Origin of the sequence: Limnohabitans rimovensis (SeqCode) (assembly GCF_965234775.1) — a bacterium.
Classification (GTDB): Bacteria; Pseudomonadota; Gammaproteobacteria; order Burkholderiales; family Burkholderiaceae_C; genus Limnohabitans; species Limnohabitans rimovensis.
Map to the genome: position 1 here is coordinate 1 of NZ_OZ248569.1, position 12523 is coordinate 12523.

The window sequence follows — 12523 nt, forward strand, 5'->3', positions numbered from 1 at the left end:
ATTTATGGTGTAGAACCAGCGTTTCGAGCACCAATAAGGTGCCGTGCAAGCTTGGAAATGTTGTCATGAAAATTGCTGTATCTATTCTGCAATTCAAAAAAGTCGATTTCGTGCACCAAAAATTTACAAAACCAATTTGAAGGTATTTGCCTTTCTTAGAAATGGATCAATTCCCCACCAAGCCAGTCTCAAATCCCATGTGCAGCAGTTGCAGTTATATCTTGCCCTCTGAAACATCTTCAACTGGGCTGAGATGTGGCATCAGATATTTCAACAGTACTTTGTTCATGCGAAAGTTACAGCAGATGCAACACTTTCCTGAGGTCAAGGCTTCTAATGCTTGTGAGTCCTGGAAGCTTCAATCTTCTGACCAAATTGGATTTGAGGCGTATGCATAACACGCGGGCACTCAATATTGAAAGCCCGTTATCTCAGCTTTTACTCAACCCATTTAACCTCATAGAAATTGAAACCACATTCAACAGTGGGCTTGATAATCGCGAAGTAGGGCTAAGGGTCTGCCCTCAATAATTTGTCATTTCATCAAAAATAGCCAAGTGACTTACTCAGGTTGAATCCGTGCGATTTTGATCATTCGGCCCCAGTCGGCCAGTTGGTCACTGACGTAGCTTTTGAATTCATCGGGTGAGCGGGTCGGCAGAATGTCAAAGCCAATACCGTTGAGTTTGCTTTGCGTGTCGGGATCGGCCAACACCGCTTGAATTTCTTGTGACAGGCGATCTGCTACCGCTTTGGGCATGCCGGCGGGACCAAAAATGCCATTCCAGGCGTGCAAGTCAAAACCAGGGATGGCTTGTGCCAAGGGTGGCACATCGGGTAATAACTGTGAATTTCTGTTGTTTGCCAGCCCCAGCGGACGGACTTTGCCAGCACGAATTTGGGGCAAGGCCAAAGTGAAATCGACGACATAAAAGTCGAGGTGACCGGCCAACAAATCGGTCATTGCTTGCGGCGCTGACTTGTAGGCTACGTTGATCAAATCCAACTGGGCCATCTTTGCCAAAGCCTCCGATGCCAGCAGCGATGTACCGTTGGGAGATGCAAAGGACACTTTGCCAGGATTTTGCTTCGCATAAGCCACAAATTCAGCCATGTTGCGAACGGGCAGACTGGGTTTGACCACCATCACAAACGGCATGATGCCCACGCGTGCAATGGGTGTGAAATCTTTGAGTGGATCGTAGCGCAAACTTTTGTACAGGAAGGGGTTGGCCGAATGCGAGGTGGCAGTGGTCAGCAACAGGGTGTAACCGTCGGGTGCTGCTTTGGCCGCGTACTCCACGCCAATTTGGGCATTCGCGCCTGCCCGGTTATCGACCACCACGGCTTGTTTGAGACGTTCCGATAATTTTTGCGCGACTTGCCGCGCCACTGCATCGGTGCCACTGCCTGCTGCAAAGGGAACCACCAAGGTAATTGTTTTCTCGGGATAGGTCTGAGCCCAGGCGGTTGAACTGGCCAGCCACATGGCTAAAGGCAGAACAATCCATTGCTGAAAGAATCGTATTTGAAAAGTGCTCATGCTGACCTCGCCATGGTTGAAGAATTTGGGAAGGCCACGCTTTGCAACAATGACCGAACGGATTGACTGGGCATTATTTGCCAAATGGCTTCGAAAGCACTTTGCGCATGTTCAGCCAGGACTGGGGTAGTCAATGTTAAAAACTTATTTTTGAGCGATTCATCTGTCATGGGGTGTCGAGGATGTCCCACGGGCAAATCCACTTGCACTTGCAATCGACGTCCGGCGGTGGTCTCGACCGATATGCGGCAGGGGATTTCGTTGGGAAAGCGCAGGCTCAATTCCGGGTCTTCCAGCACCTTGATTTTTTGGGTCAATGAAAGGTGCTGAGCATCTTGCAATTGTTCGGGGCTGAAAAGGTGTTCGCCGAAATGGCCATGCAGCAACACGCCCGCCACAATCCAAGGCATGCTGTGGTCGGCCGTTTCCCTGTTCTGAGGGGTCCATTTTTCAGGATCACTTGCAACTTCACTGTGTGCAAACCCATAGGTGTGCACGACGACGGATTCGATGGACTCGCCATGGAGTTCCTGGTGCAATTGCATCGCAGCAAGAATAGGAGTTTGAGAATGATAATCACACAAAAATTGTTTCATGTGCGCCAACTGCATGCGCGGCATCGAACCTTTCTGATCGAAGGGCTCCAGCGTGAAAGACCTTGTCAAATCCCATAGGCCACGAATCCCTTCAATGGGCATTGCCGGACCTTGAAGGCCTGCCGCTGCAAGTTGCGCGGCAAACACGCCGTTGCGACTGGCATTGGCCGAAGCGCCTGCTTTCCACATAGACAGCGCCCCGGTTCTGGCCACCCCCAAAGAAACATTCGGTACGACAGCCAATGACAGGGCGTGGGCTGTTTGTGCTTGGTCCAGGTCCATTAGAAAAGCACAACCGGCCGCAGTTCCCAGCGTGACGTAAAAACTGTTGTCGATGCCTTGATCGCGCAACTGAGCCGATACGAACAGATTGTGAAAGACGCTATAGGCCACTCTTGCAGCCATCAACAATGTGTTGACATCCAGACTTCTGACCTCTGCCACTGCCAATAATCCGGCCCAACAGTCACTGGGATGTCCACCACCACCGGGATACGTGTCTGCGCCATCCAAATAGCGCACCATCCAGCCATTGGCGAAGGCAGCAAGCGCGGCGGTCGTGCGCAGACGGGTGCCCAATAAACTGGCGACACCACCAGCACCCTCTTGCAATGCCAAGTGCCGAGCTTGTACACAGGGCGGTTGATGAAAGGCGGCCAATCCACAGCCCAAAGTGTCCACCAGCCGGCGTCGGCCATCGACGAACTCGGCTTCCGATAAGTCAACCTGCTTTTGGGCGACGACAAAACTTGCCAAAGTCTGCAAGGTATTGTCTTGAGCGGAAAAGGTCTGCATCGCTTAGATTGGATCACAACAAGCCATGGCGTTGATCGGATTGATATACCGGACTTCCAACTCATGGTTGGTATGCCGAATGGGGCAGGTCAAGGCAGCTTTTTTATTGGCTCGAATCCGGCTCGAACAAATGTCCTGGTCTTAGAAAGTCGCCGTCTCGAATTGCTTTGAGATTTTTCGCACCAGCTAAGCCCATAACGCGATCAAGCTCGTTGGTCAATAAATCCACAACCCACTCCACACCTTCTTGCCCAGCGACCGATAGGCCCCACAAATGGGGGCGTCCCACCAACACCGCCGTGGCACCCAAAGCAATTGCTTTGAATACATCGCTACCCCGACGTATGCCGCCATCCAGTAACACCGGAACGGAACCGTTGACGGCTTGAACAATGGCGGGCAGGGCGCGCACACTGGCCATGGCGCCGTTGAGTTGTCTACCTCCATGGTTGGAGACCATGATGGCATCGACTCCGTGCTTGACAGCCTCAACTGCTTCATGGGGATGAAGAACGCCTTTCAAAATCAGTCGGCCTTTCCAGTGGTCGCGCAACATGACCACATCATGCCAGGACATACCGGGGTCTAACAAAGCACCCATGCGGGCCGCCAGTGCGGCAACAGATTCAGGCGCATTCGATTGAACATAATTTCCAAAGGTGACTTTGGATAAATCATGGCGCATGGACCACCACCATGCAGGCTTTTGGGCAAACGCCAGCATCTGGGCGAAATCAAATCGAGGCGGAATGGTGAACCCGTTGACCAAGTCGCGTTCACGTTTACCGATCATTTGATTGTCAATGGTCAATACCAAGGCATCGTAGCCACTGTTTTGTGCGCGAGTGGCCAGTTCGCGGGTGAAACCTCTGTCTTTATAGATAAAAACCTGCATCCATTTCAAACCATGGTGTGACTGGGCCAATTGCTCCATCGTGCACACAGAGCCATGACTCAGGCAATAAACAGTGCCCTTCGCTGCTGCTGCCTTTGCACTCTCAATTTCTCCTTGAGGCCAAAATAAGCCAGCAAGCCCGGTGGGGCCAAGCAGCAAGGGACTTTGCAATGTATGACCAAATAAAGATGCAGAGATATCCCGCTCAGCTGCGCCATTCAATGGTTGGGGAAGCACATCCCATGCTTGAAAAGCGGACTCATTTTGGCGCAATGTGTCTTCGTCTTCAGCGCCACCATCAATGAAGTCGAAAATGGGTCGAGGTAAGCGTTTTTGCGCCATGCGGCGCAGAGCCGAAACGCTGTATCCGTCACGTTTCAAGTGGTGGTTCATTGGATAAATGAATAATGAGTAGCGCTTTAGGTTTTCAAAAAGTCAGGCAAGCGCGCACCCTGGCGTACAGATTCATCGGCTGCCATCTCGGCAGCACGAATTCCGGGTAGCTTGGCAAGCACAGATGCCAGCGCTTCTGTAGGAATGATGACCACGCCATCTAGATCTGCGACAACAATGTCACCACTGCGCACAACATGACCAGCAATGTTCACAGGCATACCGATCGTGCCAGGTCCATTGCGGTGGGGAGAGTTCGGTGTCACGCCCATTGACCAAGCTGGCAGTCCGACAGACTTTAAGCCAACCATATCACGCACGCATCCATCTGTGACAAAGCCGACGGCACCTGAATTTTTGGCCATGCCGAGCACCAAATCCCCTGTGACGGCACACCCTGTAAAACCATCAGTGCCGACAACCAACACATCTCCAGGCTCAACATGCTCCAAGGCACACACCAAGGCCAGGTTGTCTGCTGGGCCCGCATGACATGTCAATGCAACGCCGCAGAACGCATACTGTTCGGCAATGGTTGGATGAATGCGGTAATCCAATGCCCCCGAGCCACCCATGGCGTCTACTAAAAATCCAGTCGGGGTACCTCGCAATTTCTCCACCAACTGTGGATCTGGTCGGTGTATGGCTTGTGTTTGGAGATTGGGTATTTCTTTAATCATATGAACACTTTCTGCGGCTTTTCAACGACCAATGGCGGATCATTTGATTGCAGAATTCGATTTTTGTCAAACTGATTTGGGCTGTTGGTTGTGCAAAAAGCATTGGATGATTTTCTCCAAGCCATTTAAATCAGAGCCGGTTTGTCTGTGGCTGATAGCTTTGAAAGACGGCACTAAATCACCGCTGCCAAGTCCCTGTGCCTAGATAAGTGATGGCTTGTTGAAACCACACGCTGTATGAGCCGATAAAAAGGGTTACCTGAAAAGTAAATTCCCCAGCCTATGTTGTGGGCAAAAACCGGTGCATGGGTATGCGTTCAGGCCAGTTGAAATAAACTGTTCTTTCAACTTTTGGAAACATTTATGAAACAACTTTTTTTGGGTTCAATGGTCATGTGTTTTGCGAGTTTTTCTATGGCGCATGGCTGTCCTGGTGAAATGCGTGCCATCGACGCAAAAGTTCCGACGACTGCATTGCCTGCTGTAGAAATGTCCAAAGTCAAAGCTTTGAGAGAAGAGGGCGAAAAGTTGCACAAAGAAGGCAAACACACCGAGTCGATGAAAGCACTGGCCGAAGCCAAAAAAATTCTGGGCATCTGAAGGCCGGCAGCTTTGAGAAGTGACTTATCTTCTTTCGCTCATGTTGAAATCTGACCATAGGGCCGAGAAGACGCCTATCGTCATCCATTGCTGGGCACCAGCGCTACATTTCACAGCGATCTCTGGGTAAAGCATCTCTGATTCGCACTCCGTTGAGATTTTCACGACCATTCGTCATAAGGGCTTTTGTATGAACCCTCGAGCTATAGGTCATTGCCTGGCCGCGTTGATGTTGTTGGCATTCAACATGTCAACTTCTGCGCAAACGTTCCCCAATAAGCCCATTACCTTGGTGGTGCCTGCGCCACCTGGCGGCGTGGTGGATGCGACCGGTCGGCTTTTGGGTGAGGCCATGTCGCGTCAGTTGGGCCAACCCGTTGTCATTGATAACCGTGGTGGTGCCAGTGGCAATATCGGCTACAGCCACGCTGCACGGGCGACGGGTGATGGCTATACCTTGCTGACGTCCTACTCCGCTTTCCATCTGGGTAATCCCTCGCTGTTTCCCAAGCCGGGCTGGGCGCAGAGCGACTTTGTGCCCATCGCCATGGCCGCCGTCGCCACCAACGTGATTGCGGTGCATCCTTCGATACCCGCCAATACATTGGGGGAGTTGATTGCCTACCTCAAGGTCAACCCTGACAAGGTGTCCTATGCTTCACAGGGCTCGGGCTCGTTGGCCCATGTGGGCACCGAGATCTTCAAGGCCCAGACCGCGACCAGCATCGTGCATGTGCCGTACAGAGGCTCTGGTCCGGCCATTCAGGACATGCTCTCTGGTCAGGTGCAGCTGTTCATCACCACACCGCCTTCGGTGATGCAGCACATCCAAGCCGGTAAGCTCAAGGGCATTGCAGTGACTGGAAAGTCTCGCCATCCCGGTCTACCGCAGGTTCCGACCACCGCTGAGGCTGGTCTGCCTGGGTTTGAACTCGAGGGGTGGGTCGCCATATTTGCCCCAGCTGCAACCCCGGTCGACGTCGTCAATCGACTGGCTGCGGCCGTGAAAGCGTCGGTCGAGACTCCGGATGTGATCTCTAAGGCAAAGGCGGCGGGGCTGGAAATACGATTCCTTCCCCCTGCTGCCCTGCAAGACTTGGTTCGTGCAGAGACTGCCGGCTGGGCCAACACCATTAAGAGTGCCAACATCACGATCCAATAAAGCTTTGGCGAAATCCAATCGATTTCTATGCCACGCCTATGGGGGTAAAGACTGTGGTTTTATAAGCCAGGGGGTCGCCTCAGAGCGCCCCCTGTGGAAAGGGCTATTTGCTGCCGGGTGCAGCAACCTGAACCCACTTGCCGCCTTTGATCTGGTCAATGGAGACCATCTCCGGGCCGACGTGGTTGTTGGTGAAGCTTTGGCGCGTGAAGGTGGTGAAGTCCTGATGGGCCACAGCGGGCATGGCCTTGGCCAAACCAGCCGAGGTCAGATTGCGCCCGGCAGCTTGCAGGCCCGCAATGAACCAGGATGTGTATGAGTAAGCATTGGCTGCGTTCTCATCGGCGTCCATGTTGAACTTGATTTTGAAGTCGGCCATGAATTTCTTGGCCACCGCATCACTGCTGTCGGCCTCGTGGAGTTTCCAGCCACCGATGCCATAAAGACCTTCCACACTGTCTTTGCCCAATCTGGCGACGATGCTGGAGCGACCTGGAATGGTGGTCAATACCTTGACTTGCGACCAGTTGAGCTTTTTCACTTCGCTCATGACGCCCAGGGTTTCACGCACCACGGTGCCAGCCACGATCAGGTCGACATTGGCCGCCTTCATCTTGGCCACTTGGGATGAAAAATCGATGTCACCCACTTTGTAGGCCGCTTCTGCCGCGATGGTGAATCCACCGGCTTTGAGTGCTTGGGTGACTCCGCCACGCACCAGATCACCAAATGGGCCTTCTTGGTAAATGACGCCGACTTTTTGGGTTTTCCAGTTGTTCACGGCCCAGCTCAGCGCCGAGGCGGTGGTGGTGTCGTAGTTCATGACGGTGGTGAACAGCAGCGGGCTGTTGCCACTGACCTTTTGAATGATGCCCGATGCACCCCATGGGGCGAAGACCATGACGCCTGCATCATTGGCCAGTTTGACTGTGGCTGCATTGGGCCCGGAGCCAAAGGGGTTGACGATGGCAAAGACGCTGTCGCTTTTGATCAGCTTTTGCACGGCCCGAACGGCCAGTTGAGGCTGGCTGCCGTTGTCTTCCACAATGAGTTTGATCTTGCGCCCGTGGACCCCACCGGCGGCGTTGAGTTCGTCAATGCGCAGCTGCATGCCGTTTCGCAGCATGGGCATGCCGGGGGCGGCTGGGCCTGACAAGTCGATGTGGGTGCCAATCACGATTTCGTTGTCGCTCACCCCTTGGGTGGTTTGAGCTTGTACCCCACTGGCCAGCATGCCGGTGGTGGCGAGGATGAGAAGTCTTCGGTTGAATTTCATGGTGGTCTCCTGATGTTTAAAAGATAGTCTCTAGGCCTGGTTTACGCATGCGTGCTTACCCTGAGCGGCCACTTCAGTTTGGGTACATGCTGTCAATCAACGCCGCATATTTGGTGGCGATGACTTTGCGTTTGAGTTTCATGGTCGGGGTGAGCTCTTCGTCTTCGGCGGTGAGCAGTTCCGAGATGATTTTGAAAGACTTGATTTGCTCGACCCGTGCCAGTTGCGGGTTGATGCGTTCGATTTCGCTGTGGATCAGGGCGACCACTTCGGGGGCTCGCGTGAGGCTGCCAAAGTCGGTGTAGGGCACTTGGTGTTCTTGGGCATGACGAGCCACATGTTCTTGGTCGATCATGACCAAGCAAGTGAGGTATTTGCGGCCATCGCCAATGACCACGGCATCGGTGATGTAGGGGCTGAACTTGAGCAGGCTTTCAATGTGGCTGGGGGTGATGTTCTTGCCACCTGAGGTGATCAAAATGTCCTTGATGCGGTCGCGAATGGCCAGGTAACCCTCGGCATTTATTTCGCCGCAGTCGCCAGTGTGCAGCCAGCCCTCATCGTCCAGAGTTTCGCGGGTTTTATCGGGCATGTTCCAGTAACCGCCAAACACATTGGGGCCACGCACCAAAACCTCGTTGTCTTTGCCAATGCGAAGCTCGGTGCCCGGGGCTTTGATGCCCGCCCAGCCCAGGCGAATCGCACCTTTGGGCGTAGCGGTGCAAAAGCCGGTGGTTTCCGTCATGCCAAAGGCTTCGCGCAGTTCGATACCGCAGCCCAAATACCAGCGGATCAAATCTGGGGGGACAGGCGCGGCACCGGTGAGTGCGCTTTTGACGTTTTGCAAACCCAAAAAAATGCGGACATTGCGCATGGCCAGCCACTGCATGATTTTGAGCAAAAGGCTGGGTGGGCTGGTGGCTTGTCCCTGCAGCTGGGCCTCGACCCTGGCTGCGCCCATGGCGCGCGTGGTGTGGTAAGTCCAGCGGGCCGGGGCGATGGCGTCGCGCATGAACAAGTCGATTTGGGAATACATTTTTTCCCAGAATCGGGGCGGTGCAAACACCAAATGCGGGGCCACCTCACGCATGTCGTTGAACACCGTGCCAGAGTTTTCTGGAAAGTGGACCACCAGCCCCAAGGCCAAAGGGTTGTAGACAGAAGACATGCGCTCGGCGATGTGGCAAAGCGGCAGAAAGGACACGGATTTGTCACCCGGCTGGATGTCCAGGTATTCGGTGGCCAGGCTCAGTTGAAAGACCAGGTTGCGGTTGAGGGTCATGGCCCCCTTGGGTGCCCCGGTGGTGCCCGAGGTGTAGACCAAAAAAGCCAGGTCTTCGGCTTGGGTGTTGTCGATCGAGGCGTCAAAAAGGGCTTGGCGGGTTTCGGCCAAAGCATGGCCGCGTGCCAGGAATTCATCAAAAAATTCCACATCTGAATCGGAAAAGCCGCGCAAGCCTTCACGGTCCATCACCACAATGCGCTGCAACTGTGGGCATTGGGTGCGAATTTCCAGAGCCTTGTCGAGCTGCTCCTGATTTTCAACAAACAGCAAGCGGCTGCCCGAGTCCATCAGGATGTGTTGCAGCTGACCCGCCGACGAGGTGGGGTAGACGCCGTTGCCGACCAGGCCCATGCATTGGGCGCCCATGTCGACGTAGAGCCATTCGGGTCGGTTTTCAGCCAGAACACAAACCACTTGACCCCGTTCAAGCCCCAGCGCTTGCATGGCCAAGCCGGTAGCCCGCGTGCGGGCAAAGTATTGGGCCCATGTGGTGCTTTGCCACAGGCCCCTTTGCTTGTGGCGCAAGGCCGGTTGATCGGCCCAGGTGCGACAGCGCTGGCGAAAGACTTTGGCGGGCGTGTCTTCGCCCAGATAGGAGATGGCGGCGGCAGCGTTCATGGTGTCTGGGGTGTTCGTGGTGTGTGGTTTCAGCGCCAGGTTTTGCGGCGTTTCCAACGTTGCGAAGTGCCGCTGATACCTTGGGTGCTGTGCCCGCCCAAATAGGCTTCGCGCACATCGGCTTTTTGACTTAACACGGCGCAGCTGTCGGCTGCCACGATGCGGCCCAGCTCCATGATGTAGCCATAGTCCGCATGCGCCAGTGCAATGGCGGCGTTTTGTTCCACCACCAGCACCGCTGTGCCCGTTTCTTGGCGGATGCGGCTGATGATGTTGAAGATTTCTTTGGTCAGCAGGGGGGAAAGACCCAGCGAGGGTTCATCGAGCATCAGCAGTTGCGGTTGCGCCATGTAGGCGCGGCCGATGGCCAGCATCTGCTGCTCGCCTCCGGACAACAAGCCAGCGTGTTGTTGCGCCCGTTCCAGTAAACGCGGAAACCATTGAAAAACCCGCTCCATGTCTTGTCGAATGCCCTCGGCATCACGCCGTGTGTAGGCTCCCATGTTCAGGTTTTCCCGCACACTCAGGAAGGGGTAGATTTGGCGACCCTCGGGCACCAGCACCAAACCCCGTCGGCACACCTCATCGGCATCCAGGCCGTGGATGACCTGGTTGCTCAGCAGGACTTGGCCTTTGAACGGGTCGATCACCCCGGCCAGGGTGTTGAGCAAGGTGGTTTTACCCGCGCCATTGGCCCCCAGCACTGTGACCATCTGTCCTTTTTCCACCTTCAGGTTCACCCCTTGCATGGCGGCAATCGGGCCATACCAAGTTTCCAGATTCCGTACTTCCAGCAAGGCACCCATGTTCAAGCTCCCAAATAAGCGGCAATGACGGCTGGATGACTTTGAACTTCGGTCGGACTGCCTTGCGCCAATACCCGACCTTGTGCCATGCAAATGACCCGATCGGCCACTGCACTGACCAGGGACATGTCGTGTTCCACCATGACCACGGTGATGCCCAGATCGCTGCGGATGTCGTCGATCCAGAAGGCCAACTCACGCGTCTCTTCGGGGTTCAGTCCCGAGGCTGGCTCATCCAGAAACAAGAGCTCAGGCTGGGCGCACAGCGCACGACCGAGCTCCACCACTTTGCGCACGCCGTAAGGCAGGCCTGCGATGGATGCATGACGCCAGGGCGTGAGGTCCAGAAAGTCGATGATTTTTTCCACTTCTGCATGGGCCGCCTCTTCGAGTCGGGTCAGGGCCGGTGTGCGCAAAACTTGTTGCCACCAATGGCCCTGAAAGAAGCGATGGCGCCCGAGCAACAGGTTGTCCAGCACTGTGGCAGCTTCAAACAGCTCAATGTTCTGGAAGGTGCGTGCAATGCCCAGGGTGGCGATTTGGTGGCGCTGCATTTGGGTCAGGTCCTGGCCCTTGAAGTGGATTTGCCCGCCGCTGGGGTCGAACACGCGAGTGACCGCATTGAGCAGCGATGTTTTGCCCGCACCGTTGGGGCCGATCACGGCCAGCACTTCGCCGGGCCTGACTTCCAGGCTCAGATCGGCAATGGCTTGCACGCCGCCAAAAGTGAGCGATAGTTGGTCCACTGTCAGCATTGGAGGGGTGGCGTTGGGTGTTTTCAACGGTAACGCTCCGATTTCATGTAGCGCTTGTTGCGCTTGAAGGTGTCTTTTCGGTAGATCGGAAAAGATTCCAGAAAGCTGCGGATCTTGAGCCAGCGGCCATTCAGCCCCATGGGTTCAAACAGCACAAAAAGGGCCAGCACCAAGCCAAAGATGAAGGTTTCCAGCCCGAACTGTTTGGCCACGCTATCGGGCAAAAACGGTTTGATGCGGGAGATGGCGGTGGGCAGTGAACTGATGAGAACGGCCCCCAGCACTGCGCCGCGCAGACTGCCAAGGCCCCCGATCACGACCATCAACACAAGCTCCAATGACAGCAGCAAGGTGAAGCCATCGGGCGTGAGGTATTTCAGGTGATGGGCCAGCATACTGCCAGCCAGGCCGGTGATGCCCGCTGACAAGGCAAAAGCGCCGGCCTTCATGCGCTCGACCGGGATGCCCAAGGCGTATGCGGCAGCTTCTGATTCACGCACGCCGATCAAGGCGCGGCCCATGCCCGAGCGCAAGATGTTGAGCAAGGCCACCAGCACCAACACCAGCGTGAACAAACAGAAAAAATAAAAAGCCTTGGGGCCGCTCAGCGACAGGCCTAGAAAAACTGGGTCATTCACAGCCAGGCCGGTAAAACCGCCTGTCACCGAGCTCCAATGGCCGATGATCTGCTCCACGATGATGGCAAAGGCCAACGTCACCATGGCCAGGTAGAGACCGGAGACACGGATGGCGGGAATGCCCACCAGCAAACCGGCCGCAGCGCTGAGCATTGCGGCCATCACCATCGAAAGCGGCAAGGGAACGCCTTTGGACAAAAACCAGGCGTGGCCATAGGCCCCGATCGCGATGAAGGCGGCATGTCCCAATGACACCTGTCCGGTCAGTCCAGTCAGCGACATCAAGCCCAGGCTGGCCACGCACAAGATGAACACATAGGCCGTCTCGCCGAGCATGAAGGGCGTCATGAACCAGGGCAGGGTGCACAAGCCCAGCAGCAGCAAGGCATAAAGGTTGCGGTCAAATGGGCTGCGCCAAAGGGCGAAGCCTTCGCGGTATTGGGTGTGGTAATCAAAACGCATCGATGGGGTTCTTTCTCGT

At 55.0% G+C, this 12523-nt stretch carries 11 protein-coding genes; 2 read left to right on the forward strand and 9 right to left on the reverse strand.

The features are described from left to right. Positions 1 to 562: 562 nt before the first annotated feature. The 4 genes from AC8GFZ_RS14010 to AC8GFZ_RS14025 all read right to left on the reverse strand — a co-directional run bounded on the left by AC8GFZ_RS14010 (position 563) and on the right by AC8GFZ_RS14025 (position 4902). Positions 563 to 1543, reverse strand: a complete 981-nt coding sequence (locus AC8GFZ_RS14010; RefSeq protein WP_506645531.1) for a Bug family tripartite tricarboxylate transporter substrate binding protein — start codon at positions 1541 to 1543, stop codon at positions 563 to 565. Next, complete coding sequence (locus tag AC8GFZ_RS14015) at positions 1540 to 2934, reverse strand: MmgE/PrpD family protein (protein ID WP_506645532.1); 1395 nt, start codon at positions 2932 to 2934, stop codon at positions 1540 to 1542. The genes AC8GFZ_RS14010 and AC8GFZ_RS14015 overlap by 4 nt, the downstream gene beginning before the upstream one ends. A 103-nt stretch (positions 2935 to 3037) precedes the next feature. After that, complete coding sequence (locus tag AC8GFZ_RS14020) at positions 3038 to 4222, reverse strand: alpha-hydroxy acid oxidase (RefSeq protein WP_506645533.1); 1185 nt, start codon at positions 4220 to 4222, stop codon at positions 3038 to 3040. Positions 4223 to 4248: 26 nt separating this feature from the next. After that, positions 4249 to 4902 (reverse strand): RraA family protein, encoded by a 654-nt coding sequence (locus tag AC8GFZ_RS14025; protein ID WP_506645534.1) that lies wholly within the window; start codon positions 4900 to 4902, stop codon positions 4249 to 4251. A 363-nt stretch (positions 4903 to 5265) separates the two neighbouring features. On the opposite strand from AC8GFZ_RS14025, the gene AC8GFZ_RS14030 reads away from it, so the two are divergent. Further along, a complete protein-coding gene (locus AC8GFZ_RS14030; RefSeq protein ID WP_506645535.1) occupies positions 5266 to 5502 on the forward strand; it encodes a hypothetical protein in 237 nt (78 codons plus the stop codon). A 247-nt stretch (positions 5503 to 5749) separates the two neighbouring features. Further along, the gene (locus AC8GFZ_RS14035) at positions 5750 to 6664 is read left to right on the forward strand and encodes a Bug family tripartite tricarboxylate transporter substrate binding protein (RefSeq protein WP_506645536.1); all 915 of its coding nucleotides are present in this window, start codon (positions 5750 to 5752) and stop codon (positions 6662 to 6664) included. 103 nt (positions 6665 to 6767) lie between these two features. Here AC8GFZ_RS14035 and AC8GFZ_RS14040 read toward each other — a convergent pair whose 3' ends face one another. From AC8GFZ_RS14040 to AC8GFZ_RS14060, 5 genes are all read right to left on the reverse strand, one after another. Then, a complete protein-coding gene (locus tag AC8GFZ_RS14040; protein WP_506645537.1) occupies positions 6768 to 7940 on the reverse strand; it encodes an ABC transporter substrate-binding protein in 1173 nt (390 codons plus the stop codon). A gap of 73 nt (positions 7941 to 8013) precedes the next feature. After that, positions 8014 to 9843 (reverse strand): AMP-dependent synthetase/ligase, encoded by a 1830-nt coding sequence (locus AC8GFZ_RS14045; protein ID WP_506645538.1) that lies wholly within the window; start codon positions 9841 to 9843, stop codon positions 8014 to 8016. A 29-nt stretch (positions 9844 to 9872) separates the two neighbouring features. Further along, complete coding sequence (locus AC8GFZ_RS14050; RefSeq protein ID WP_506645539.1) at positions 9873 to 10649, reverse strand: ABC transporter ATP-binding protein; 777 nt, start codon at positions 10647 to 10649, stop codon at positions 9873 to 9875. Positions 10650 to 10651: 2 nt separating this feature from the next. Beyond that, a complete protein-coding gene (locus AC8GFZ_RS14055) occupies positions 10652 to 11431 on the reverse strand; it encodes an ABC transporter ATP-binding protein (protein WP_506645540.1) in 780 nt (259 codons plus the stop codon). After that, a complete protein-coding gene (locus AC8GFZ_RS14060) occupies positions 11428 to 12504 on the reverse strand; it encodes a branched-chain amino acid ABC transporter permease (RefSeq protein WP_506645541.1) in 1077 nt (358 codons plus the stop codon). Before AC8GFZ_RS14060 ends, AC8GFZ_RS14055 begins: the two co-directional genes overlap by 4 nt. Positions 12505 to 12523: the final 19 nt, after the last annotated feature.

Bases quoted from the DNA above. Each gene is read 5' to 3' on its own strand.
- AC8GFZ_RS14040 (WP_506645537.1), bottom strand. From the start codon at position 7,940: ATGAAATTCAACCGAAGACTTCTCATCCTCGCCACCACCGGCATGCTG.
- AC8GFZ_RS14050 (WP_506645539.1), bottom strand. From the start codon at position 10,649: ATGGGTGCCTTGCTGGAAGTACGGAATCTGGAAACTTGGTATGGCCCG.
- AC8GFZ_RS14025 (WP_506645534.1), bottom strand. From the start codon at position 4,902: ATGATTAAAGAAATACCCAATCTCCAAACACAAGCCATACACCGACCA.
- AC8GFZ_RS14020 (WP_506645533.1), bottom strand. From the start codon at position 4,222: ATGAACCACCACTTGAAACGTGACGGATACAGCGTTTCGGCTCTGCGC.
- AC8GFZ_RS14010 (WP_506645531.1), bottom strand. From the start codon at position 1,543: ATGAGCACTTTTCAAATACGATTCTTTCAGCAATGGATTGTTCTGCCT.
- AC8GFZ_RS14030 (WP_506645535.1), top strand. From the start codon at position 5,266: ATGAAACAACTTTTTTTGGGTTCAATGGTCATGTGTTTTGCGAGTTTT.
- AC8GFZ_RS14045 (WP_506645538.1), bottom strand. From the start codon at position 9,843: ATGAACGCTGCCGCCGCCATCTCCTATCTGGGCGAAGACACGCCCGCC.
- AC8GFZ_RS14035 (WP_506645536.1), top strand. From the start codon at position 5,750: ATGTCAACTTCTGCGCAAACGTTCCCCAATAAGCCCATTACCTTGGTG.
- AC8GFZ_RS14015 (WP_506645532.1), bottom strand. From the start codon at position 2,934: ATGCAGACCTTTTCCGCTCAAGACAATACCTTGCAGACTTTGGCAAGT.
- AC8GFZ_RS14060 (WP_506645541.1), bottom strand. From the start codon at position 12,504: ATGCGTTTTGATTACCACACCCAATACCGCGAAGGCTTCGCCCTTTGG.